This is a genomic window from Duganella sp. FT27W (assembly GCF_009295655.1).
Lineage (GTDB): Bacteria > Pseudomonadota > Gammaproteobacteria > Burkholderiales > Burkholderiaceae_D > Rugamonas > Rugamonas zoogloeoides.
Map to the genome: position 1 here is coordinate 1,040,401 of NZ_WHIV01000004.1, position 24,938 is coordinate 1,065,338.

Consider the following 24,938-nt stretch of genomic DNA (forward strand, 5'->3'; position numbering starts at 1 on the left):
GACGGACAGGGCCGTCGTTAACTTTTGGACAGACATCGAATCAGCGCCTTCTTTTAGGAGAATTACAATGGGCTATTTCACCGGTTTAAGCACGCAAAACGTTGCCGCAATTTCCACCACGCAGATCGCTGCGCTGGGGACTTCCAATTTCACGGATCTGACGTCTGATCAGATTGTGGCGCTGACCACCGACCAGGTGATTGCGCTGCGTTCGCAGCAAATAGCCGCCATCTCCACCGGCACCATTTCGCGCATGGCCACCGAGGACTTCGCCGCCCTCACCACCAGCGCCCTGGGCGGCCTGACCACCGCGCAAGTACGTGCGCTGTCGTCCGACCAGATCGTGGCATTGACCACCAGCCAGGCTGGCGCGCTGACCACCGCGCAAGTCGCCGCCTTCGGCACCGACGCCATCGTCGCACTGGAAACCGCTGATTTCGTCGCCCTCAAGACCGCGTCGATCGCTGCCCTGACCACCGCCCAGGTCAAGGCCCTGACGACCAGCCAGATCGTCGCGCTGTCCACCGCCGCCGCCAATGCCCTGACCAGCCAGCAAGTTGCCGCCTTCACCACCGACGCCATCGTCGCGCTGGAAACGGCCGACCTGGCCGCCCTGAAAACCGCGTCGTTTGCCGCGCTGACCAGCGCGCAAGTGGCCGCCCTGACCACCACCCAGGTGCAGGCGCTGTCCACTGCTGCGCTGTCGGCCATCTCCACGGCCAATATCGCCAACGGCCTGACCACCGACCAGATCGTCGCCCTGTCGTCGAGCCAGGTTGCCGGCCTGACCACCGCGCAAGTGGCGGCGCTGTCCACCGCCAGCATCGTCGCACTGGAAACGGCCGACCTGGCCGGCCTGACCACCGCCGGTGTCGCCTCCCTGCGCACGGCGCAAGTGGCTGCCCTGACGACCGGCCAGCTGGTCACCCTGTCCACCAACCAGATCACCGCGCTGACCACCGCCGGAGCTGCCGCGTTGACCACCGACCAGATCGTTGCCTTGACCACCACCCAGGCTGGCGCACTGACCAGCCAGCAAGTGGCCGGCCTGTCCACCGCCGCGATTGCCGCCCTGGAAACCGCCGACTTCGCCGCGCTGAAAACCGCCAGCCTGGCTGCGCTGACCACCAACCAGGTGCGTGCGCTGACCACCGACCAGGTGGTTGCCTTGAACACCGCCGGCGCCGCCGCGCTGACCACGCAGCAAGTGGCCGCGTTCACCACCGACGCCATCGTCGCGCTGGAAACGGCCGACCTGGCCGCCCTGAAAACCGCGTCGTTTGCCGCGCTGACGTCGGCGCAAGTGGCCGCGATCACCACCGCCCAGGTGCAAGCACTGTCCACCGCTGCGCTGTCGGCCATCTCCACCGCCAACATCGCCAACGGTCTGACCACCGACCAGATCGTTGCCCTGTCGTCGAGCCAGGTTGCCGGTCTGACCACCGCGCAAGTGGCCGCGCTGTCGACCGCCAGCATCGTTGCGCTGGAAACGGCCGACCTGGCCGGCCTGTCCACCGCCGATATCGCCGCCCTGCGCACCGTGCAGGTGGCCGCGCTGACCACCGGTCAACTGGTCACCCTGTCCACCAACCAGATCGCCGCGCTGACCACCGCCGGCGCTGCCGCGCTGACCACCGACCAGGTCGTTGCCCTGACCACCGCCCAAGCCGGCGCACTGACCAGCCAGCAAGTGGCCGGCCTGTCCACCGCCGCGATTGCCGCCCTGGAAACCGCCGACTTCGCCGCCCTGAAAACCGCCAGCCTGGCTGCGCTGACCACCAACCAGGTGCGTGCGCTGACCACCGACCAGGTGGTTGCCTTGAACACCGCCGGCGCCGCTGCGCTGACCACGCAGCAAGTGGCCGCGTTCACCACCGACGCCATCGTGGCGCTGGAAACGGCCGACCTGGCCGCCCTGAAAACCGCGTCGTTTGCCGCGCTGACCTCGGCGCAAGTGGCCGCGATCACCACCGCCCAGGTGCAAGCACTGTCCACCGCTGCGCTGTCGGCCATCTCCACCGCCAACATCGCCAACGGTCTGACCACCGACCAGATCGTTGCCCTGTCGTCGAGCCAGGTTGCCGGCCTGACCACCGCGCAAGTGGCGGCGTTGTCCACCAATAGCATCGTCGCGCTGGAAACGGCCGACCTGGCCGGCCTTTCCACCGCCGATATCGCCGCCCTGCGCACCGTGCAAGTGGCCGCCCTGACCACCGACCAGCTGGTGGCCCTGTCGAGCACCCAAGTGGCTGCCTTCACCACCGCCGGCGCTGCTGCGCTGACCACTGACCAGATCGTTGCCCTGACCACGGCCCAAGCCGGTGCGCTGACCAGCCAGCAAGTCGCTGCGCTGTCCACCAACGCCATCGTGGCGCTGGAAACGGCCGACTTCGCCGCGCTGAAAACCGCCGCTGTCGCCGCATTGACCACCAACCAGATCAAGGCGCTGACCACCGACCAGGTGGTTGCACTGACCACGGCTGGCGCTGGTGCGCTGACCACCCAGCAAGTTGCCGCCTTCACCACCGACGCCATCGTCGCCCTGGAAACGGCCGACCTGCGTGGCCTGGATACCGCCTCGTTTGCCGCGCTGACCTCGGCCCAGGTTGCTGCCCTGACCACCGTCCAGGTACAAAGCCTGAGCACCTCGGCCCTGGCTGCATTGACCACGGCGAACATCGCCAACGGCCTGACCACCGACCAGATCGTCGCCCTGAGCTCGAGCCAGGTTGCCGGTCTGACCACCGCGCAAGTTGGCGCGTTGTCCACCAATAGCATCGTCGCGCTGGAAACGGCCGACCTGGCCGGTCTCTCCACAGCCGCCATCGCTGCGCTGAAAACCACGCAAGTTGCCGCCCTGACCACCGACCAGGTCGTTGCCCTGTCGAACACCCAGGTGGCAGCGTTCACCACCGCCGGTGTCGCCGCGCTGACCACCGACCAGGTGGTTGCCTTGACCACCGGCCAGGCCAATGCGCTGACCACCGCGCAAGTTGCAGCCCTGTCCACCAACGCCATCGTGGCGCTGGAAACGGCCGACTTTGCCGCGCTGAAAACCGCCGGTGTTGCCGCACTGACCACCAACCAGATCCGCGCCCTGACCACCGACCAGGTCGTCGCACTGACCACCGCTGGCGCCGGCGCGCTGACCACCCAGCAAGTTGCCGCCTTCACCACCGACGCCATCGTCGCGCTGGAAACGGCCGACCTGCGTGGCCTGGACACCGCTTCGTACGCCGCGCTGACCTCGGCGCAAGTCGCTGCCCTGACCACGGCCCAGGTGCAGAGCCTGAGCACGACGGGCCTGGCCGCCCTGACCACGGCCAATATCGCCAACGGCCTGACCACTGACCAGATCGTCGCCCTGTCGTCGAGCCAGGTTGCCGGCCTGACCACCGCGCAAGTAGGCGCCTTGTCCACTGCGAGCATCGTCGCGCTGGAAACGGCCGACCTGGCTGGCCTGACCACCGCCGGCGTCGCCGCCCTGAAAACGGCGCAAGTGGCTGCCCTGACGACCGACCAGCTGGTGGCCCTGTCCACCAACCAGATCGTCGCGCTGACCACCGCCGGCGCTGCCGCGCTGACCACCGACCAGATCGTTGCCTTGACCACCACCCAGGCTGGCGCACTGACCAGCCAGCAAGTGGCCGGTCTGTCCACCGCCGCGATTGCCGCCCTGGAAACGGCCGACTTCGCTGCGCTGAAAACCGCCAGCCTGGCCGCGCTGACCACCAACCAGGTCCGTGCCCTGACCACCGACCAGATCGTGGCCTTGAGCACCACCGCCGCCAACGCGCTGACCACGCAGCAAGTCGCTGCCCTGACCACCGACGCCATCGTGGCGCTGGAAACTGCCGACTTCGCCGCGCTGAAAACTGCCGCGATCGCCGGCCTGACCTCGGCGCAAGTGGCCGCGATCACCACCGCGCAGGTGCAGGCGCTGACCACCGCGTCGCTGGCGGCGCTGTCCACGGCCAATATCGCCAACGGTCTGACCACCGACCAGGTTGTTGCGCTGAGCTCGAGCCAGGTCGCTGCACTGACCACCGCGCAAGTTGGCGCGTTGTCCACCAATAGCATCGTCGCGCTGGAAACGGCCGACCTGGCCGGCCTGACCACTGCCGGTGTCGCCTCCCTGCGCACGGCGCAAGTGGCGGCCCTGACGACCGACCAGCTGGTGACCCTGTCCACCAACCAGATCGTCGCGCTGACCACCGCCGGCGCTGCTGCGCTGACCACCGACCAGATCGTTGCCCTGACCACTACCCAGGCCGGTGCACTGACCAGCCAGCAAGTGGCCGGCCTGTCCACCGCCGCGATTGCCGCCGTGGAAACCGCCGACTTCGCTGCGCTGAAAACCGCCAGCCTGGCTGCGCTGACCACCAACCAGGTCCGTGCGCTGACCACCGACCAGGTGGTTGCCTTGAGCACCGTCGGCGCCGCCGCGCTGACCACGCAGCAAGTGGCCGCGTTCACCACCGACGCCATCGTCGCGCTGGAAACGGCCGACCTGGCCGCCCTGAAAACCGCGTCGTTTGCCGCGCTGACGTCGGCGCAAGTGGCCGCGATCACCACCGCCCAGGTGCAAGCACTGTCCACCGCTGCGCTGTCGGCCATCTCCACGGCCAATATCGCCAGCGGCCTGACCACCGACCAGATCGTCTCCCTGTCGTCGAGCCAGGTTGCCGGTCTGACCACCGCGCAAGTGGCGGCGTTGTCCACCAATAGCATCGTCGCGCTGGAAACGGCCGACCTGGCCGGCCTGTCCACCGCCGATATCGCCGCCCTGCGCACCGTGCAAGTGGCCGCCCTGACCACCGACCAGCTGGTGGCCCTGTCGAGCACCCAGGTGGCTGCCTTCACCACCGCCGGCGCTGCCGCGCTCACCACCGACCAGATCGTTGCCCTGACCACGGCCCAAGCCGGTGCGCTGACCAGCCAGCAAGTCGCTGCGCTGTCCACCAACGCCATCGTGGCGCTGGAAACGGCCGACTTCGCCGCGCTGAAAACCGCTGCTGTCGCCGCGCTGACCACCAACCAGATCCGCGCCCTGACCACCGACCAGGTGGTTGCGCTGACCACGGCTGGCGCTGGTGCGCTGACCACCCAGCAAGTCGCCGCCTTCACCACCGACGCCATCGTCGCGCTGGAAACGGCCGACCTGCGTGGCCTGGACACCGCTTCGTACGCCGCGCTGACCTCGGCGCAAGTCGCTGCCCTGACCACGGCCCAGGTGCAGAGCCTGAGCACGACGGGCCTGGCCGCCCTGACCACGGCCAATATCGCCAACGGCCTGACCACGGACCAGATCGTCGCTCTGACCTCGAGCCAGATCGCCGGCCTGACCACGGCCCAGGTTGGCGCCTTGTCCACCAACAGCATCGTTGCGCTGGAAACGGCCGACCTGGCCGGCCTGACCACCGCCGGCGTCGCGGCACTGAAAACGGCGCAAGTTGCCGCGTTGACGACCGACCAGGTGGTTGCGTTGTCGAGCACCCAGCTGGCTGCCGTGACCACCACCGGTATCGCCGCGCTGACCACTAACCAGGTCGTTGCCTTGACCACCGGCCAGGCCAACGCGCTGACCACGGCGCAAGCGGCAGCCCTGTCCACCAACGCTATCGTGGCGCTGGAGACGGCTGATTTCGCCGCGCTGAAAACCGCCAGCCTGGCCGCGCTGACCACCAGCCAGATCCGCGCCCTGACCACCGACCAGATCGTGGCCCTGAGCACCACCGCTGCCAACGCGCTGACCACCCAGCAAGTCGCCGCCCTGACCACCGACGCCATCGTGGCGCTGGAAACGGCCGACCTGGCCGCGCTGAAAACCGCCGCCATTGCCGGCCTGACCTCGGCGCAAGTGGCCGCGATCACCACCGCGCAAGTGCAGGCGCTGACCACCGCGTCGCTGTCGGCCCTGTCCACGGCCAACATTGCCAACGGCCTGACCACCGACCAGATCGTGGCGTTGAGCTCGAGCCAGGTCGCTGGCCTGACCACCGCGCAAGTGGGTGCGTTGTCCACCGCCAGCATCGTTGCGCTGGAAACGGCCGACCTGGCCGGCCTGACCACCGCTGGCGTTGCCGCGCTGAAATCGACGCAGATCGCCGCGTTGACCACCGACCAGGTGGCAGCATTGTCCAGCACCCAGCTGGCGGCCTTCACCACCGCCGGCATCCGTGCCCTGACCACCGACCAGGTGGTGGCGTTGACCACTGCCCAGGCTGGCGCACTTGGCACGCTGCAAGTGGCTGCACTGACCACCAATGCGGTTGCCGCGCTGGAAACGGCCGACCTGAACGCGCTGAAATCGACGTCGATTGCCGCGCTGACCACCACCCAGCTGCGTGCACTGACCACCGACCAGATCGGCAGCCTGACGACCGCGGCACTGGGCGCGCTGACCACGGCGCAAGTGGCCAACGGCCTGACGACCGACCAGATCGTTGCGCTGGGCACCAGCCAGGCCGCTGCGCTGAGCACCTTGCAGGTCTCGTCGCTGAGCACCACCAGCGTTGCTGCACTGGAAACGCAGGACCTGAACGCGCTGAAAACGGAAGCGGTTGCCGCCCTGCGCACCAACCAGCTCGCTGCCATCACCACCGTCCAGCTGGCGGCGCTGACCACGACCCAGATTGCCAGCCTGAGCACCACTGCCCTGGCCGCCGGCCTGACCACTGCACAAGCGGTGGCGCTGTCGAGCGACCAGATCAACGCGCTGACCAGCACCCAGCTGCGCGCGCTGTCCACCAGCAGCATCGCTGCCCTGGAGACGGCCGACATCGTGGCGCTGAAAACCGCGTCGCTGGCGGCGCTGACCACGCAGCAGTTCGTGAAGTTGACCACCGACCAGTTCGTGGCACTGTCCACCGACCAGATCAAGGCGCTGACCATGGCCCAGGTCGATGCGCTGTACGCCACGACGACGCTGAAAGCGGCGATCACGGCCGACCAGCAAGCAGCGATGCCACTGTCGAGCCCTATCGTTCTCGATCTGAACGGCAACGGCATCAACACCCTCAACCTGTCGGCCGGCGTGCAGTTCGATCTGCTGGCCACCGGTAACAAATCCAACGTCGGTTGGGTGGGTGGTGGCGATGGCCTGCTGGTCCTGGACCGCAACGGCGACGGCGTGATCAACAACGGTAGCGAACTGTTCGGCGAGGGCACCACCCTGGCCAACGGCCAGAAAGCGGCCAACGGCTACCAGGCGCTGGCGGAACTCGATGTCAACGGCGACGGCGTAATCGATGCCAAGGACACCCAGTTCAACAACCTGCGCGTGTGGGTCGATGGCAATGCCGACGGCGTCAGCCAGGCCGATGAACTGAAGTCGCTGGCCGACCTCAACATCGCCAAGCTGAACCTCGACGTGCAGAAAACGTCCATCGTCGATAACGGCAACCTGATCGGCATGGTCTCGACCTACGAGACCACCGACGGCGCTGTGCACCAGGCAGCGGACGTCTGGTTCCAGGACAGCAGCAAGACTGCCGGCAGCCTGACCTCGTCGGTGAGCAGCCTGTCGAACGCCTTGTCGAGCTTTGACGCGGCAGCCACCAGCACCGCCAACACGGCCAAGCTGGAACTGCCATCGAGCGTGAACTCGCAAGTGGCCGCCATGGCCAGCGCCATCGGCAACTTCGAGCACAAGCTGACCGCCTCGACCCACCAGGCGGCCACCGAAGACTCGCTGCGCCTCAAAGCGCTGCAAGGCGGCCATGGCCAGGGCATCCTGGCAGCCAAGTAAGCTGACGTAGTTGCACCATGAGAGCGGCAAGACCTGCGGGTCTTGCCGCTTTTTTTTCGGAGCGCGCAGCGATTTCATCCGTCGAACAGAAATGTAAAATGGGTTGTGCTTCCAAACAACAAAATCCCCCGAAGCAACACCTTGGCGGGTAGAATTCCAAGGCTGGTATCACTCCGGTTCCCCACTCCCACCAGGCCCTATGCAAGATAAATTTCCCCACACCGCGGTACAGTGCCTGACAGCGATCGCACAGCATCACGGCCTGCAAATCAACCCCGAACGCCTGATCGACGAGTACGCGCTGCGCGCGGAAGAGCCGGGCAACGGCATGCTGCTGCGCATGGCGTCCGAGATCGGCCTAAAAGCCAAGGCCGACAAGCTGACCTGGTCGCGCCTGCTGGCGCAGGGCGGCGTGTTCCCGCTGATGGCGCGCCTGATCAGCGGCAACATGGTCATCATCGTCGGCGTCAAGCCGGGCGAGGACGGCGCCCCCGACCAGGTGGCGGTACTCAATCCGGCGCTGGCCAACGCCACCGTGATCATGGTCGCGCGCGCCGAGTTCGAGCAGCGCTGGCAGGGCGAGGTGCTGTTCGTCAAGCGCGAGCACAAGTTTACCGACCCGCACCAGCCGTTCGGCCTGCGCTGGTTCATTCCCGAAATCCTGCGCCAGAAGGCGGCGTTCCGCGACATTTTCATTGCCGCCATCGCCATGCAGATCCTGGCGCTGGCGTCGCCGATCTTCTTCCAGCTGGTGATCGACAAGGTACTCACGCACCAGAGCGTGACGACCTTGCAGGTGCTGGCCGTGGGCATTACCATGGCGCTGGTGTTCGACGCGCTGTTCGGCTTCCTGCGCCAGACCCTGACGCTCGCCGCCAGTAATAAAATCGACATGCGCCTGACGCGCCGCGTGTTCGGCCACCTGCTGTCCCTGCCGATCGATTTTTTCGAGACCACCAGCGCCGGCGTCATCACGCGCCACATGCAGCAGCTGGAAAAGATCCGCAGTTTTCTTACCGGCCGGCTGTTCTTCACCGCGCTCGATCTGATCTCGCTGCTGGTGTTCATTCCGATTTTGTTCAGCTACTCGTTCAAGCTGACCCTGATCGTGCTGCTGTTCGCGGCGCTGATCGGCGGCGTGGTGCTGGCCATGGTGCCGACTTTCCAGCGCCGCCTCAACGCCCTGTACACGGCCGAGGGCCAGCGCCAGGGCATGCTGGTGGAAACCATCCACGGCATGCGCACGGTCAAGGCGCTGGCGATCGAGCCGTCGCAGCGCCGCACCTGGGACCAGCGCTCGGCCGAGGCGATCACCATGCACTTCCGGGTGGGGCAGATTTCGATCGCCGGCAACGCCGTCACCGATTTCCTCGGCAAGCTGCTGCCGGTCACGCTGATCGTGGTGGGCGCGGCCGACGTGTTCGACAGCACCCTGTCGGTCGGTGCGCTGATCGCGTTCCAGATGCTGTCGGGCCGCGTCACGCAGCCGCTCATTTCGCTCGTCGGCCTGGTCAACGAATACCAGGAAACCGCGCTGTCGGTGCGCATGCTGGGCGAGGTGATGAACCGTGCGCCGGAAGGCCGCGCCGACGCCACCGGCCTGCGTCCGCAGCTGGACGGCGAGATCAGGTTCGACAACGTGATCTTCCGCTATCCCGGTGCGCAGAACCTGGCCCTCAACAAGGCCAGCTTTACCATCGAGCAGGGCACGGTGGTGGGTATTGTCGGCCGCTCCGGGTCCGGCAAGACCACCTTGACCAAGCTGATCCAGGGGCTGTACCCGCTGCAGGAAGGCATCGTCCGCTTCGACGGCATCGACGCGCGCGAAATCGAACTGTCGCACCTGCGGCGCCAGATCGGCGTGGTGTTGCAGGAGAACTTCCTGTTCCGCGGCACGGTGCGCGAAAACCTGTCGGTGACCAAGCCCGACGCCCCGTTCGAGGAACTGGTGGCGGCTGCGGTCGCGGCCGGCGCCGACGAATTCATCGAGCGCCTGCCCCAGGGCTACGACACCATCCTGGAAGAGAACGCCTCCAACCTGTCCGGCGGCCAGAAGCAGCGGCTGTCGATCGCGCGCACCCTGGTGGCGCGCCCGCGCATTCTTATTCTGGACGAGGCCGCCTCCGCGCTGGACCCGGAATCGGAAGCGATCTTCATTAAAAATCTCTCGAAGATCGCCGTGGGCCGCACGGTGGTGATGATTTCGCACCGCCTGTCCACGCTGGTCAATGCCGACAAAATCATGGTCATGCAGCAAGGCTCCCTGGTGGATGCCGGCCGGCATGAAGAACTGCTTACCCGTAGCGACACTTACCAGCATTTATGGAACCAGCAAACAAGCCACCTGTAAATCCGGCCAAGGTCCGCCAGCAAAAGGACCAGACCGAGATCGAGTTCCTGCCGGACGCCGACGCCATCGAGCGCGGCCCGCTGCCGCGCTTCGTGCAACTGACCCTGCACCTGCTGGTGCTCACGCTGGTCGGCTTCATCGTCTGGGCCAGCGTTTCGCCGATCGACAAGGTCGTCATCGCCCACGGCCGCCTGGTCAACCCGCTGCCGAATATCGTGCTGCAGCCGCTCGATACGTCGATCATCCAGAGCATCGACGTGCGGGTGGGGCAAATCGTCAGGAAGGGCCAGTTGCTGGCCACGCTCGACCCCACTTTCAGCGCGGCCGATGAAAGCCAGCTGCGCATCCGTCTCGACAGCCTGAACAACCAGGCCGCCGGCCTGCGTGCCGAACTGGGCGGCAAGGCCGGCAGTACCGAGGCGGGCAGCGACGACGCGCGCCTGCAGCAGCAGCTGTCGGTGGAACGGCGCGGCAACTACGAAGCGCAAAAATCGAAGATGGACCAGAACATCGCACGCCTGCGCGCCGGCCTGGAAACCAACAAGCACGACCAGGTGGTGCTGGCCCAGCGCGTCAAATCCCTGCGCGAAGTGGAGGCGATGCAGGAGCAGCTGGTCGCCGAGAACTTCGGCGCCAAGATGCACTTGCTCGAAGCGCGCGACCGCCGCCTGGAAGTCGAGCGCGACATGGACATGCAGCGCAACAAGGCGGTCGAGATGGCCAGCGAACTGGCGTCGGTACAGGCCGAGCGCGCCGCGTTCGAGCGCAGCTGGCGGCAAAAGGCGATGGAAGATCTGCTGTCCGCCACGCGCGACCGCGACGGCATCAACGAGCAGCTGTCGAAGGCCGACAAGCGCCTGAAAATGGTGCAGATGGTGGCGCCGGCCGACGGCGTGGTGCTGGAAATCGCCAAGTTCTCGGTGGGGTCCGTGATCCGCGAGGCCGAACAGATGTTCACGCTGGTGCCGCTGGGCGCCGAGCTGGAGGCGGAAGTACAGATCGACTCGGTCGATATCGGCTTCATCAAGACCGGCATGCCGGCCCACATCAAGGTCGATGCGTTCACGTTCATGAAGCACGGCATGCTGGAGGGCAAGGTGCGCACGGTGAGCCAGGACTCGTTCAAGCGCGACACCGCCGACAAGAACGGCGGCGGCCTCGACACCTATTACCTGAGCCGGATTCCGTACACGGGGGCATTGAAGAAGGTGGCGCCAGGCACGCAACTGCTGCCCGGTATGACGGTCTCGGCGGAAATCGTGGTGGGCCAGCGCACCGTGATGTCGTACCTGCTGTACCCGCTCACGCGGGCGCTGGACGAGTCGATCCGCGAACCCTGAAATAAAAACCCGGGCGCGTAGCCCGGATTGGTGATTACAACGCGTTGTAGCCGCTGAGCAGGCTCTGGTTGGACCACAGGTAGTCCCATTCGCCGAAGCGCCCGCAGCTGGCAATGCCGGCGCCGCGTGCCCAGTCCAGCACGCACTGGCGGTTAGCTTCCATGCCCTGGTCGAAGATTACGTTACCGAAGCGCAGCACGCGGTGGTCGAGCACGGCGATATCTTCCGCCTTGGCGATGCCCATCTTCTCCAGCGCCGCCAAAGTGTTCTGCTTGAGCGCCTCGCCGTCGTAGCTCGATTCTTCGCCACGGCTATAGATCTCGAACTGCAGCGAGCTGCAGCCCTCCGGTACGTTTTCCGGCGACTTGACCGACGGCGAGTACGCGCGGCTGGCCAGCACATCATCATCGTAGATGTAGAACCACAGGTCTTTCACCAGCGGCTTGTTGAAGCCCACCGACACCAGGTCGATCGACGTGGCCTTGAGCTCGCTAGCCGCCTGCTTGACCGTCGCTGGTGCATCGGGCGTGATGCGCGCCAGCACCGGCAGCGGCAGGGTGCTCACCAGGTTGCGGTAGCGCACCTGCGCGCCGTTGGCAAAGCGCACCGTGCGCGCGGCCGTATCGATCTCCACGGCCGCGTGGCCGGTGCGGATATCGGCGTCGGCGATCAGCGGCGCGATGAACGCCTTGTAGCCGCCGGCTTTCGGATAGCGCATTTCCTTGGTGTAGTACGTGTTCGGCGTTTGCGTGGTCATGGCGCCGAACAGGATCTCGTCCAGTTCCGCGCGGCGCATGCGTTGGCCGATCCAGTTGGTCGACAGCGCGCTGGCCGGCGTGGCCCAGTACTTCTGCGTGTAGCGGATCGGATAGCGCTCGGCAATGCCATCGCCGTACTGGTGGCGCAGCCAGCTTTCGTAGTCGTCGCCGGCCAGCGCTGAAGGGCGGGCCAGGAATGACTTGATCAGTTCGACCTTGTCCGTCGGTTCGAGCGGCGCCAGGTTGTTCTGCACCGGGTGTTTGAGCCAGCGGTCGCCCTCGAAGCAGTATGAATCCGACGGGTGGGTCAGGTACGGCGTGCGGTCGAAAATATTGCGCACTTTTTCTTCGGTGGCAAAGCTCAGGTGGACGGCGTTGTCGAAGCGGAAGCCGTCGATGGTGAAGTTGTCAAGCAGGCCGCCGGCGCTGTCGCGCGCTTCGAAAATGACGGCGGTGCGGCCGGTTTCGCGTGCCTTGAGGGCTGCGCCCAGGCCCGCGACGCCGCCGCCCAGGATCACGACGTCCAGGTCTTCAATGGTGTTTTCAATAGTCATGCTGTTTCGTCTGTGTCGGTATCAGTGCCGGGATCAATCTCGTGCTCAATAAGCGGCCAGGTCGCCGTGCAGATAGGCCGCCAGGCTGGCGCGCCAGTCCGGCATGTCGGGCCACCCGAGCATTGCCATTTTCCAGTTGTCTGCCATTTCGTTGTTCGATACGCGTGCCTTGCGGGCGAAGCTCGCGGCTGTCGATGGCTTGACTTCCACCGCGATGCCGGCCAACTGCACCACGGCCGCGACATACTCGCAGCGCGAGGCGTTGCCGCTGTTGACGCAGTTGACCACGCCGGCGACGCCAGCATCGGCCAGGTCCAGCAGGCGGGTGGCGACGTCGCGGTTCCAGCACGGTACGCCGCGCTGTTCCGCATTCGATTCGATGTGGCGTCCGGCCGCCAGCGCGGCGCGCGCTTCATCGACCCGGCGGGCCACGAAATTCTTGGGGTTGGCAGCGCTGCCGCCGAACAGCCAGCCGGTACGCAGTACCAGGTTGCTGGCATTTGCCGCCAGCACGCTCTGCTCGCCGAGCAGCTTGCTGCGGTGGTGGTGCGTGGTAGGGACGGCCGCCTCGTATTCACGGTAAGGCGTGTCGCCGGCAGTGCCGTACAGGCCGGTGCTCGAGACGAACACCATGTGCACGCCGGCCAATGCTGCGGCCTGCGCCAGCAGTTCGGTCAGCAGGAAATTGTCGCGGTAGCAGTCGTCGGGCGCGGTTTCGCATGCTTCGACGTTGGTGTTGGCAGCAGCGTGCACCAGCACGTCATAGCCGGCCAGGGAGTTGGCCAGCTGCGCTGCCGTGACGGCCGGTTGGCCGCCGCCGAGCGCAGGACGGGACAGCGCGTCGCACTGGTCGCCGCGTTCGGCCGCCACCGCCATGACGGCGCTGCCGAGCAGGCCACCGGCGCCGGTCAAGAGGAGCTTCATGCGTCACCCCACAGCGCATGGCTTTCCAGCGGCGCGTTGGTCGCTTCGGCTGGATCGTGGGCGATGCTGGCGACGTTGAGCACCAGGTTCAGGCCCGGTCCCTCGCCGCGAAACGCCACCCAGTAGCCGGGCGGCACGGTCAGGCGCGCATACTCGGCGCCGTCGATGCTGCCCAGTACATGGCGGAACTGGTTGCCGCTGTCGTCGCGCACGTAGAAGCACACGGCGCCTTCCGGCACCACGAGGTTCAAGGTCATGCGGCTGTGCTGCTTCCAGCCCTTCACCGCGCCGTGGTGGACGGTGGTGAAGTAGGCTTCGCCGAAGCCGGCGTAGCCTTCGTCGGTCGCCTTGACCGCGTGGTAGATGTCACCGAGCGGGTTGGCGATGCGGCGCAGCGGCGTGAGCAGCGGGGTGACCAGCGGCAGCGTGCCCGGTTGGCCGGTCAGCGCGTCCATACCAGGCTCCGCGCGCGTGCACGTTCCTCGTAGACGCCGATCTGCGCCTGGGTGAGCGCGAACATGTCGGCCGATTCACGGTAGTAGCGGTAGTACCAGTCGCTGACGAAATCGACCAGCTCGACGTATTGCAGGTTGGCTTCCCATTTCAGGTGGAACAGCGCCTTGTCGCAATTGAGCTTGAGCAGGCCCGCTTCGTGGAACGGAATGTTGGCGGTCACTTGGTAGGCATCGCCGGTGTCGGCGAAGTTCCAGGCGGCGCTCAGGTCCTTGAGCAGGTCGAGTACGGTGCGGTTCTGTTCCGAACGCGGCCCGAAGTTGAACGACTCGCCGTGCAGCTTGGCGTCGCGCGCCAGTGCCGCGCCCAGGGTCAGGTAGCCACTCAGCGGCTCGAGCACGTGCTGCCACGGACGGGTGGCAGACGGGCTGCGGATTTCCACCGGCTTGCCTTCCGACCAGCCGCGCATGCAGTCGACCACGATACGGTCGCGGGCCCAGTCGCCGCCGCCGATCACGTTGCCGGCGCGACCGGTGGCCACGCGCACGTTGCAGCCAGGCTTGCGCATGAACGATTCGACGTACGAGTGGATGATCACTTCGGCGGCGCCCTTGGAGCCGCTGTAGATGTCGCGGCCGCCCAGGTGGTCGGTTTCCTTGTAGCCCCAGACCCACTCGACGTTCTCGTAGCACTTGTCGGAGGTGATCATCACTGCCACGCAGTTCGGGTTCAGCAGACGCAGCGCTTCGAGCACGTTGGCAGTGCCAACCACGTTGGTGGTGATGGTGCCGACCGGGTCGCTGTACGAGGTGGAGACGATCGCCTGCGCGGCCAGGTGAAACACGAAGTCCGGCTTGAAGTCGGCGATTACCTTGGTGACGGCAGCGAGGTCGCGCACGTCGCCCAGGTGGTGTTCGATATTGTCGGCCAGGCCGGTTTTTTCGAACATCGACGGTTCGGTCGGCACGCAGTCCGAAAAACCGGCCACGGTGGCGCCCAGCTTGAGCAGCCAGGTGGTGAGCCACGAACCTTTGAAGCCGGTGTGACCGGTGACCAGCACGCGTTTGCCGGCATAAGCTTGTTCAAACATTATTTCCATACCTTCCACGGCGCCTGGCCGGATTGCCACAGTTGTTCGAGATGATTTTTGTCGCGCAGCGTGTCCATCGGTTGCCAGAAACCTTCGTGTTGATACGCGGCTAATTGGCCGCTGGTTGCCAGCGCTTCGAGCGGCTCGCGTTCCCAGGTGGTGTCGTCAGCGGCGATCAGGTCGATCACCTTCGGTTTGAGCACGAAGAAACCGCCGTTGATCATGCCGCCGTCGCCCTTCGGCTTTTCCTTGAACGAGCCGACGCGGCCGTCATGGATGTCGAGCGCGCCGAAGCGGCCCGGCGGGAAGGTGGCGGTCAGGGTGGCGTCCACACCGGCGGCCTTGTGGAAGGCGATGACTTTGCCGATATCGACATCGGACACGCCGTCGCCGTAGGTGAAGCAGAAATCTTCCTCATCCTTGACGTAGTCGCGCACGCGGCGCAGGCGGCCGCCCGTCATCGAGTCTTCGCCGGTATCGACCAGCGTGACTTTCCATGGCTCGGCGTATTGCTGGTGTACCTGCATTTCATTGTTGCGCATGTCGAAGGTGACATCGGACATGTGCAGGAAATAGTTGGCGAAATATTCCTTGATGACATAGCCCTTGTAACCGCAGCAGATCACGAATTCATTGATCCCATGGTGCGAATACATTTTCATGATGTGCCAGAGGATGGGCTTGCCACCAATCTCGACCATTGGCTTGGGTTTGAGGTTGGTTTCTTCGCTGATTCTGCTACCCAGGCCGCCGGCCAGTATCACTGCTTTCATAGGGCTTCCGTAATGTGCTGATTAATAATAAGTTGCAGATAAAGCCTTCTCACGGGCAATGGCAAGAGCGCAAGCCAGCATTACCTATAAGAAAGCGGCGATTATAGCAATTAAATATCGCCTAACCTCAAATTGGTTGCATCGGGTTCGAAGAACATCGCGTGCGCGTTTTGATCGGCAACGCGCGCGCCCAGGCGCTCGGAACACAGTGACGTACTGTTGCTTTTAATCCACGATTCCTGGCAGAACGACGCCGCGCGGAGGAGGCGGTGTCGGCGGAAATCGCGGTGGCGGGGGAGCGTTTAAAAAGCGACGTCGTACTTTTGCAGTATCTCGCGCGCCTTGGCGACTGAGCTCATCGCCAGAATGTCGTCGGTGTCGAGCATGATGTCGAACACGCTTTCCAGTTCCGCCACCAGCGCCATGTGGGCCACCGAATCCCATTCCGGTTGCTGGTTGTAGGCCATCTCGTCGGTGATCAGGTTGGTGTCGATTTGCAGCGACTGGGCGAAGGCGGCGTGAAGTTTTTCGGTGTTGTTCATAGGTGTCTGGATGAAAGTGGCAGGCCGTGGTGGCAGCCATCATCATACGGCATGGTGCTATGCCAGGCAGAAGAATTGTTTTCTGGAATGCCCGCATTCGCCCGACGGGCTTGCGGTAAAATATCAACGCTGCATTTTAAGCTGATCAAGCTAATTTCGAGGTTATAGATGCTACTGCAACACAAGGTCGCCCTGATCACCGGCGCTGCGCGCGGCATCGGTTTTGCTACCGCCCGCCTGTACGCCCGGCACGGCGCGCATGTCTTCCTGTCCGGGCGCGATCCCGAAGCGCTGGCGCAGGCGCGCCAGGCCATCCTCGACGTGCTCCAGGCCGAAGGACTCACCGAACCCCGCATCGACACCGTGCTGCTTGATGTCAGCCGCCCCGACAGCGTACGCGATGCCTTCCAGCAAGTCTTCAAGCAGGCCCGCCGCCTTGACGTGCTGGTGGCCAATGCCGGCGTGATGGAAGACGCACTGATCGGCATGGTCACGCCCGACCAGGTCGAGCGCACCTTCCAGACCAATGCCTTCGGCGTGCTGTACTGCGCGCAATACGCCAGCCGCCTGATGGCGCGCAACGGCGGCGGCAGCATCATCAATATCACCTCGATCATGGGCGTGCGCGGCAACGCCGGGCAGTCGGCCTACGCCGGCAGCAAGGCCGCCGTGATCGGCATCACCACCTCGCTATCCAAGGAGCTGGGGCCGCAGCAGATCCGCGTCAACGCCATCGCGCCGGGCCTGATCGACACCGAGCTGACGCAGTCGGTCGGCGCCGACAAGCTCGCTGCGAAGCAGGCCGCCATCGTCATGGGCCGCATCGGCAGCGCCGACGACGTGGCGCAGGTGGCGCTGTTCCTGGCCAGCCCGATGGCCGCCTATGTCACGGGCCAGGTCATCGGCGTCGACGGAGGGATGCTGGTTTGAACTTCGCTACCGGACTGGAACGACACGGCGAGCGCCCGGCGCTGCTGCTGGCCGGCGCCGACGCGGTCAGCTACGCCGCGCTGGCGCGGTTGGCCGACGCTGTCTACGCCCGTGCCGACGCGCCGCCATCGGCGCGCGCGGTCGTGGCCATCGAGGCCGACAACGGCGTCGCCGCTGTCGCCGGCTATCTTGGCGCGCTGCGGCGCGGCCAGCCGGCGCTGCTGATCGACAGCACGTTGGCGCCCGAGTTGCGCGAGCGGCTGTACCGCCACTACGGCATCGGCTGGGTGTGGGGCGCGGAAGGCAACTGGCAGACGCGCAGTGGCGCCGTTGCCACCGACGTTCATCCCGACGTCGCTTTGCTGCTGTCCACCTCCGGCAGCACCGGCGCCCCCAAGCTGGTGCGCCTGAGCATGGGCAACCTGCAGGCCAACGCCGAGTCGATCGCCACCTACCTGGACCTTGACGAGAACGAGCGGCCGATCATGGCGCTGCCTTTCCATTATTCATATGGCATGTCGGTGCTCAACAGCCACCTGGCGCGCGGCGCGGCCGTGCTGCTGACGGCCGAACCGGTGACCGGGCGCGGCTTCTGGGACTTTTTCCGTGCCGCCGGCGCCACCAGCCTGGCCGGCGTGCCCACCACCTACACGCTGCTGCGCCAGTTACGCTTCGAGCGCATGGATTTGCCGACCTTGCGCACCATGACGCAGGCCGGCGGCCGCCTGGCCGAGCAGCACGTGGCATGGTACGCCACGCTGGCGCAGTCGCGCGGCCAGCGCTTTATCGTCATGTACGGCCAGACCGAGGCGGCACCGCGCATCGCCTACGTGCCGCCCGAGCGGCTGCTCGACAAGCCGGGCGCGATCGGCATCGCCATCCCCGGCGGCACGCTGGAGCTGGTGAACGATGACGGTACCGTCATTGAGGCGGCCGGCATAGTTGGCGAGCTGCGCTACAGCGGCGCCAACGTCATGCTCGGCTATGCCGAATGCGCGGCCGACCTGGCCCGGCCCGATGGCAACAAAGGCGTGCTGCTGACCGGCGACCTGGCCGAGCGCGACGCCGACGGCTATTACTATGTGCGCGGCCGGCGCAGCCGCTTCATCAAGGTGTTCGGCAACCGCATCGGCCTCGACGAAGTGGAAATGCAGTTGCGCGCCAGGGGCTACGAAGTGGCCGTGACCGGGCGCGACGACCTGATGGTGGTGGCGCTGCGCGGCGACGCCGAACAGGCCAGCGCGCTGGCGGCGGTGCTGCCCGGCTGGTACCGCCTGCACCACTCGGCGCTGCGGGTGGCGGCGGTGGACGCGTTCCCGCTGTCGTCGGCCGGCAAGCTGCAATACGCGGCGCTGCTCGAGCAGCTGGCGCCGCCCATCCCGGAGAAAACCCGATGAACACCGATATCACCAGCAGCGCTACCGACGGCAGCTATTTCGAGTTGCCGCCTTATGGCGTGGCGCAGGCCGAGAAGGCGGCCGGCATGGCTGCCGCCCTCAGCGCGCTCACTGCGCACCATCGCCGGCATTGCGCGCCGTACGACCAGCTGCTGACTGCGCGCGGCGAGGTTCCGGGGCGCCAGTACGCGCTGGAACAGTTGCCGTTCATCCCCGTGCAGCTGTTCAAGCGCTACGAACTCAGCTCGGTGCCGCCGGAGCAGGTGTTCAAGGTGCTGACGTCGTCGGGCACCACGTCGCAGCAGGTGTCGCGCATCGTGCTCGACCGCGATACGGCGCAGGCCCAGACCAGGGCGCTGGTGCGCATCGTCCAGCAATTCCTCGGCAAGGCGCGCCTGCCGATGCTGGTGATCGACCATCCCGGCGTGATCAAGAACCGGCAGTCGTTCTCGGCGCGCGGCGCGGGCATCCTCGGCCTGTCGAACTTCGGCCGCGACCACACCTACGCGCTGCGGGACGAGGACATGACGCCCGACGTCGAGGCGATCCGCGCCTTCATCGAGCGCCACCGGGGCAAGCAGGTGTTCCTGTTTGGCTTCACCTTCATGGTCTGGAAATACCTGCTGCAGGCGCTGCGCGCGTTGCCCGATCCGCCGCACTTCGAGAACGCCGTGCTGATCCACAGCGGCGGCTGGAAGAAGCTGCAGGACGAGGCGGTCGGCAACGACGAATTCAAGCAGGCGCTGGGCGAGGTCCTGCATATCGACCGCGTGCATAATTTTTATGGCATGGTCGAGCAGGTCGGTTCGATCTTCATGGAGTGCGAGGCCGGCCGATTGCATGCGCCGGTGTTCGCCGACGTCTTGATCCGCGATGCCCGCACCTGGCAGGTGCTGCCACCGGGCCAGAGCGGCCTGATCCAGGTGCTGTCGGTGCTGCCGCACAGCTATCCGGGCCATAGCCTGCTGACGGAGGACGTGGGCGAGCTGCTCGGCGTCGACGATTGCCCGTGCGGCCGGCTCGGCCACACGCTGCGCGTGCACGGCCGCGTGGCCCGCGCCGAAGTACGCGGCTGCAGCGATACCCACGAGAGCCCGCGCCCGAGCGCGGCGGAGGCAGCATGAACGTGATTGCAGAACAAGCGGGTTACCAGGCATTGCTGGCCAACGCACCGACGCCGGAACAGTTGGCCAGGACCGTGCCACTGGCGCCGTTTTCGCCCGAAGCGGTGGCGCTGGTCGATGGCCTGTCGGCGGTGCTGATGCGCTCGCCGCATAGCCGTACCTATCCGGAGCTGGTGGCGCTGGGCTACTGGATGCGCAAGGCCAACCTGGAGCGGCTGCGGCAAGACCTGGAGCGCCGCCGTGGCGACGCGCTGCTGGTGCCGCGCGGCGTCGCCTTCCACATCGCGCCGGGCAATGTCGATACCATCTTCGTCTATTCGTGGTTCCTGTCCCTGCTCAGCGGCAATTCCAACATTGTCCGCCTGTCGAGCAAGCCGTCGCCGCAGGCCGAGGTGCTGGTCGAGGCCATCGGCACCCTGCTGGCCAGGCCCGAGCACGCGGCCATTGCGGCGCGCACGCTGCTGCTGCGCTACGCGCCCGACGACCGCGTGACCGCGCGCCTGTCGGCCGTGTGCGACGTGCGGGTGATCTGGGGCGGCGACAACACGGTGAAACAGATCCGGTCGGTGTCGCTGGCGCCGACCGCCAGCGAGGTTGCCTTCAGCAACAAGTATTCGCTGGCGCTGCTGCACGCGCAGCGCTGGCTCGCCAGCGATGACAAGGACAAGGAGGCGCTGGCGACGGCGTTCTACAACGACGCCTACTGGTTCGACCAGATGGCCTGCTCGTCACCGCGCATGGTGTTATGGCTCGGCAGCGACGCCGAGGGCCGCGCCGCCGCCGCCGACTTCTGGCCGCGTGTGGAGGCAGTGATCGCCGCCAAACACGCGCGGCTGGCCGACATCGACTACGTCAACAAGCTGCTGGCGCAGGACGGCCTGGCGATCGAGCACGGCGGCCAGATCATGGCAGCCGCCAGCAACGACCTGGCGCGCACCTGGCTGGCCGCACCGGCGCTGCACGTGCAGCACCATTGCGGCGCCGGCCTGTTCTTCGAATGCGCGCTGTCGGACCTGGACGCGCTGCGCCCGCTGCTCAACCGCACCGTGCAGACGCTGTCGTATACCGGCGTGACGCGTGAGGAATTGCGGGCGCTGGTAACCGCTGCGCCGCTGGCCGGCATCGACCGCATGGTGCCTTTCGGCCATGCGCTCGATTTCGGTCCGGTGTGGGATGGCTACGACCTGCCGCGCGTGTTCATGCGCGAGATCAGCATCGGTTGATGTTTTTTAGTAGTGGCCGTGGGCGGTGACGAAGTCACGCCAGGCGGCCAGGAACGGTTCTTCGGAATCGGGTTCGCCGGCCATCAGCGCTGGCAGCCGCGCGCGGATCTCCGCCGTGTCGGGCTGGCTGGCATAGTGCAGCAGCACGTTGGAGCCGACCGTGCCGATGGTGGCCAGCATCTGCTCGCGCGACAGCTTGCCCAGCCGGTGGCCGGTCAGCGCCAGGCCCAGGTAGGACATGATCGCGCACTTCATCACCGCCGAATTGCCGTTGGCCGAGTTCTGGTTTGGGCTCTGGCGGAAGAAGCCGAGGTGCTCGTTGATAAAGCACAGCGGGTTGGCGATCGAGCCGACCGTCAGTGCGCCGAGGTCTTCCAGTCCCGCCATCGAAATGCCACCGACGCCGCGCTGCACGATCAGGTTGGCCGTTTCCGCGCGCATGACCGTGTTGGACACCTCGCCGAACCAGTTGCGCGACCAGCCCACCGTGGTGGCAAAGACCACGCCGCTGTCGAGCGGCACCAGGCGCTGCGGGTGGTTGGCGATTTCGTCCGGTATATTCAGACCGCCCAGCAACGGCTGGCCCACTTCGCTGGCGGTCCAGCGGCGGCTGACGGTGCTGCTGAACGTGCCGTGGCGATGGGCCCAGCGGTGGCGCTCGTAGAACTGCGGATAGATGATGTCGTCGTCGCACAGAATGTGCACGAGCTCGGTCTTGCCGCCATAGGCGTTGATGCACTGCGACCAGTTGGCGTAGGCGCCACGGCGCGGCCCGGGCAGCACCGTGATGTTCAGCTTGCGCACGATGTCGCGCAGCTGTTCGTTGGCGAGCATGGCGGTGAAGCTCTGGTCCGGGCTGTCGTCGGAGAAAATCACCTCGTCGGCCGGCTCGGTCTGCTGGGCTAGCGCCCCCAGCAGTTCCAACAGGTATTTCGATTTATAGGCCGGAATGACGGTGGTGATTTTCATCGACGCTCTCACTGTAAAAACTTACGGCGATTATCACATGGCCGCCAACTTTGACGCCACTATAATTGTCGCTGCGCTATAGTAGCGGACACCGTATGAACAGGAGTTACCCATGCAAGCGAGTCCCGTGATTTATCCCGCTGCGCGCCTGACCGGCAACAAGCTGATCCTGCGCGACGTCGAGCCCGGCGACGCCGCTTTCATCCTGTCGCTGCGGCTCGATCCCAAAAAGAACGCCTACCTGTCGCCGGTGGCCGACGATGTCGCGCGCCAGGCCGCGTGGATCGAGCAATACCAGCGCGGCAGCGGCCAGGCCTACTTCATCATCTGCGACCGCGACCTCAATCCTCTGGGCACGGTGCGGCTGTATAACGCCAGCGGCGCCAGCTTCGAATGGGGCAGCTGGATCATCGTCGATGGCGCCGCTGTCGATACCGCCATGGAATCGGCGCTGATCATTTACGACTACGCGCTCGGGCACCTGGGGTTTCGCGATTCGCACTTCGAGGTCAATCGCGAGAACCGCAACGTCTGGGCCTTCCACGAGCGCCTGTTCGGCGCGCGCCGCGTGCGCGAGTCGGAGGCGTCGTACCATTTCGAGCTCAGTCACGAGCACATCCTCGCCGCGCAGCAGCGCTACCGCCGCTTCCTGCCGCAGCCGGTGACGGTCGAGCGCGCAGCAGCGCCGGATCAGGCCAGCTAGGCCCGCCGGCCGCAGCGACCGTCCGGCAGGCGCTGGCCGGCGTGCGTTACAGGCCGGCGACGGCGGCGCGTACCGCCGCTGCCACCTCCGCCGCCTGTGCCACCGTCATGGTGGGGCCCATTGGCAGGCTCAGCACTTCACGGTGGATGGCCTCGGCGATCGGCAGGCTGCCTTCGGCCAGGCCCAGCGGGGCGTAGGCCGGCTGCAGGTGCGGTGGCAACGGGTAGTGCACCATCGTGCCGATACCGGCGGCGGCCAGGCGCTCGGCCAGCGCATCGCGGCGGGCGTGGCGCACCACGTACAGGTGCCAGGCCGACTCGGCCCACTGCGCCACCTGCGGCAGGCGCAGGCCGGGCACGTCGGCCAGCTGCGCGTTGTAGACGGCGGCGATGGCGGCGCGGGCGGCGTTCTGCTGATCCAGCGCCGGCAGCTTGACCGACAGCACCGCTGCCTGCAGCTCGTCGAGCCGCGAATTGTAGCCGGCTATTTCATTGTGATATTTCTTTTGCGAACCGTAGTTGCGCAGCGTGCGCAGCGCCTGTGCCAGCGCGTCGTCATCGGTGGTGATGGCGCCGCCGTCACCGAGCGCGCCGAGGTTCTTGCCCGGGTAGAAGCTGAAGGCGGCGGCGTGGCCCAGCGCGCCGACCTTGCGGCCGCGATACCGCGCGCCGTGCGCCTGGGCCGCATCCTCGATCACTTTCAGGCCATGTTGGTCGGCCAGCGCCATCAGCGGGTCCATGTCGGCGGCCTGGCCGTACAGGTGTACCGGGACAATGGCGCGGGTGCGCGGCGTGATGGCGGCGGCCACCCGCGCCGGGTCGAGGTTGTAGGTGCCCTCGACCGGCTCGACCGGTACCGGCGTGGCGCCGCAGTGCGTTACAGCGAGCCAGGTGGCGATGTAGGTGTTGCTTGGCACGATGACCTCGTCGCCAGGCCCCACGCCGTAGGCCTTGAGCAGCAGGAAGATCGCGTCGAGGCCGTTGGCCACGCCGATCGCGTGGCGCGTGCCGCAATAGGCGGCGAACGCCTGCTCGAACGTGGCGACCTCCTGCCCCAGTATGTACCAGCCCGAATGCAGCACGCGCCGCATGGCCTGTTCAATGTCGTCCTGCTGGCTCAGGTTGATGGCCTTGAGGTCGAGGAAGGGAATGTTCATGTGGTCTCCTGGTCGGCGCCGCGCTTGGCGGCGACGAATTCGTCGTAGTCGCGGATGTAGTCGTCGGCCGCGTAGTAATGGGAGGCGAATACCAGCAGCACGGCGTCGCTCGAATATTTGTACTGGATGCCCCAGGTCATCGGCGGCAGGTAGACGCCGATGTCGGGCGAGTCGAGAAGGACCTCGCAGCGCTGTTCGAGGTCGTCGGCCACCACGGCACAACTGCCCTTGACGCACACCAGGAACTGGTGGCATTCGCGGTGGGCGTGCTCGCCGCGCGACTTGTCACTGGGTACATTGAGCACCAGGAAGTAGCGTTTTGGCGTAAACGGGATTTCGCGTTCGAACTCGCCCACCGACAGGTCGCCGCGCGGGTCGTGCATGAACTTGAAGCGGTGCACGGTCACACCGGCAACCTCCAACGCCACCACCGACGGTTCTTCGGGGACGTTGACGCGGCGGTGCCAGTCGAGCGCCGGCGAGCCGCTGACGTTCTGGGTGTAGCCGGTCACGCGCGCCGGTGCGCCGCTGACGATGGCGTACGGCGGCACGCTCTGCGCCACCACCGTGCCGGGCGCGATCACCGCGCCCTGGCCCAGCCGCACGCCGCGCGAGATCAGGGCGCCGGCGCCCACGCGGGCCTGGGCGCCGATGACGATGCTGTCGCCGGCTTGCGTCGATTCGAGCGACTCCGGGGCCTCCAGGGTCACGCCGGGACCGAGGTCGGCGCCCGCTTCCAGGCGCACGCCTGGCCACAACTGGGTAAAACCGCGTACGCGGCAATCTGCACCGACGTCGGCGCCGGGGTAGGCCACCACGAAGTCGCCGAGGGTGGCGCTGGCGGCAATGGTGGCGCCGTCGTGGATGCGGGCAGTGTCAGAATGGGCCATGATGATCTCCTG

General features: G+C 66.2%; 17 protein-coding genes. 8 read left to right on the forward strand and 9 right to left on the reverse strand.

Going from position 1 to position 24,938, the window contains the following annotated elements; all coding sequences use genetic code 11:
• The first annotated feature begins 67 nt into the window (after positions 1-67).
• The 3 genes from F8197_RS21680 to F8197_RS21690 all read left to right on the forward strand — a co-directional run bounded on the left by F8197_RS21680 (position 68) and on the right by F8197_RS21690 (position 11,440).
• Positions 68-7,750 (forward strand): heme utilization protein, encoded by a 7,683-nt coding sequence (locus F8197_RS21680; RefSeq protein ID WP_152883537.1) that lies wholly within the window; start codon positions 68-70, stop codon positions 7,748-7,750.
• Between the two features lie 199 nt (positions 7,751-7,949).
• Complete coding sequence (locus F8197_RS21685) at positions 7,950-10,100, forward strand: peptidase domain-containing ABC transporter (RefSeq protein ID WP_152883538.1); 2,151 nt, start codon at positions 7,950-7,952, stop codon at positions 10,098-10,100.
• Entirely contained in the window at positions 10,073-11,440 is a 1,368-nt protein-coding gene (locus tag F8197_RS21690; RefSeq protein ID WP_152883539.1) for an HlyD family type I secretion periplasmic adaptor subunit, read from the forward strand. Before F8197_RS21685 ends, F8197_RS21690 begins: the two co-directional genes overlap by 28 nt.
• Positions 11,441-11,474: 34 nt before the next feature.
• Here F8197_RS21690 and F8197_RS21695 read toward each other — a convergent pair whose 3' ends face one another.
• From F8197_RS21695 to F8197_RS21720, 6 genes are all read right to left on the reverse strand, one after another.
• On the reverse strand, positions 11,475-12,752 hold the full coding sequence (locus F8197_RS21695) for an NAD(P)/FAD-dependent oxidoreductase (protein ID WP_152883540.1): 1,278 nt from the start codon (positions 12,750-12,752) through the stop codon (positions 11,475-11,477).
• A 45-nt stretch (positions 12,753-12,797) separates the two neighbouring features.
• The gene (locus F8197_RS21700) at positions 12,798-13,676 is read right to left on the reverse strand and encodes a sugar nucleotide-binding protein (protein ID WP_152883541.1); all 879 of its coding nucleotides are present in this window, start codon (positions 13,674-13,676) and stop codon (positions 12,798-12,800) included.
• Positions 13,673-14,131 carry a dTDP-4-dehydrorhamnose 3,5-epimerase gene (locus F8197_RS21705; protein ID WP_152883542.1) on the reverse strand — a complete coding sequence of 153 codons (459 nt, stop codon included), beginning with the start codon at positions 14,129-14,131 and terminating at the stop codon, positions 13,673-13,675. Before F8197_RS21705 ends, F8197_RS21700 begins: the two co-directional genes overlap by 4 nt.
• The gene (rfbG, locus tag F8197_RS21710) at positions 14,119-15,219 is read right to left on the reverse strand and encodes a CDP-glucose 4,6-dehydratase (protein ID WP_152883543.1); all 1,101 of its coding nucleotides are present in this window, start codon (positions 15,217-15,219) and stop codon (positions 14,119-14,121) included. Before rfbG ends, F8197_RS21705 begins: the two co-directional genes overlap by 13 nt.
• On the reverse strand, positions 15,219-15,992 hold the full coding sequence (rfbF, locus tag F8197_RS21715) for a glucose-1-phosphate cytidylyltransferase (RefSeq protein ID WP_152883544.1): 774 nt from the start codon (positions 15,990-15,992) through the stop codon (positions 15,219-15,221). The genes rfbG and rfbF overlap by 1 nt, the downstream gene beginning before the upstream one ends.
• Positions 15,993-16,294: 302 nt before the next feature.
• Positions 16,295-16,534 carry an acyl carrier protein gene (locus F8197_RS21720; RefSeq protein ID WP_152883545.1) on the reverse strand — a complete coding sequence of 80 codons (240 nt, stop codon included), beginning with the start codon at positions 16,532-16,534 and terminating at the stop codon, positions 16,295-16,297.
• Between the two features lie 168 nt (positions 16,535-16,702).
• Here F8197_RS21720 and F8197_RS21725 point away from each other — a divergent pair, with 168 nt between their 5' ends.
• The 4 genes from F8197_RS21725 to F8197_RS21740 are packed head-to-tail and all read left to right on the forward strand — an operon-like array spanning position 16,703 to position 21,208.
• Positions 16,703-17,464 carry an SDR family NAD(P)-dependent oxidoreductase gene (locus F8197_RS21725; protein ID WP_152883546.1) on the forward strand — a complete coding sequence of 254 codons (762 nt, stop codon included), beginning with the start codon at positions 16,703-16,705 and terminating at the stop codon, positions 17,462-17,464.
• Positions 17,461-18,861 carry an AMP-binding protein gene (locus F8197_RS21730; protein ID WP_152883547.1) on the forward strand — a complete coding sequence of 467 codons (1,401 nt, stop codon included), beginning with the start codon at positions 17,461-17,463 and terminating at the stop codon, positions 18,859-18,861. The genes F8197_RS21725 and F8197_RS21730 overlap by 4 nt, the downstream gene beginning before the upstream one ends.
• On the forward strand, positions 18,858-19,985 hold the full coding sequence (locus F8197_RS21735; RefSeq protein ID WP_152883548.1) for an acyl-protein synthetase: 1,128 nt from the start codon (positions 18,858-18,860) through the stop codon (positions 19,983-19,985). The genes F8197_RS21730 and F8197_RS21735 overlap by 4 nt, the downstream gene beginning before the upstream one ends.
• Positions 19,982-21,208 carry an acyl-CoA reductase gene (locus F8197_RS21740; protein WP_152883549.1) on the forward strand — a complete coding sequence of 409 codons (1,227 nt, stop codon included), beginning with the start codon at positions 19,982-19,984 and terminating at the stop codon, positions 21,206-21,208. The genes F8197_RS21735 and F8197_RS21740 overlap by 4 nt, the downstream gene beginning before the upstream one ends.
• Positions 21,209-21,214: 6 nt before the next feature.
• Here the strand turns inward: F8197_RS21740 and F8197_RS21745 are convergent, their stop codons facing one another.
• Positions 21,215-22,177 (reverse strand): glycosyltransferase family A protein, encoded by a 963-nt coding sequence (locus F8197_RS21745; protein WP_152883550.1) that lies wholly within the window; start codon positions 22,175-22,177, stop codon positions 21,215-21,217.
• 112 nt (positions 22,178-22,289) lie between these two features.
• On the opposite strand from F8197_RS21745, the gene F8197_RS21750 reads away from it, so the two are divergent.
• The gene (locus tag F8197_RS21750) at positions 22,290-22,880 is read left to right on the forward strand and encodes a GNAT family N-acetyltransferase (protein ID WP_152883551.1); all 591 of its coding nucleotides are present in this window, start codon (positions 22,290-22,292) and stop codon (positions 22,878-22,880) included.
• A gap of 46 nt (positions 22,881-22,926) precedes the next feature.
• Here F8197_RS21750 and F8197_RS21755 read toward each other — a convergent pair whose 3' ends face one another.
• Together F8197_RS21755 and F8197_RS21760 are read right to left on the reverse strand one after the other, a co-directional pair.
• Positions 22,927-24,036 (reverse strand): DegT/DnrJ/EryC1/StrS aminotransferase family protein, encoded by a 1,110-nt coding sequence (locus F8197_RS21755; protein ID WP_152883552.1) that lies wholly within the window; start codon positions 24,034-24,036, stop codon positions 22,927-22,929.
• A complete protein-coding gene (locus tag F8197_RS21760) occupies positions 24,033-24,926 on the reverse strand; it encodes a WxcM-like domain-containing protein (RefSeq protein ID WP_152883553.1) in 894 nt (297 codons plus the stop codon). The genes F8197_RS21755 and F8197_RS21760 overlap by 4 nt, the downstream gene beginning before the upstream one ends.
• Positions 24,927-24,938 lie beyond the last annotated feature (12 nt).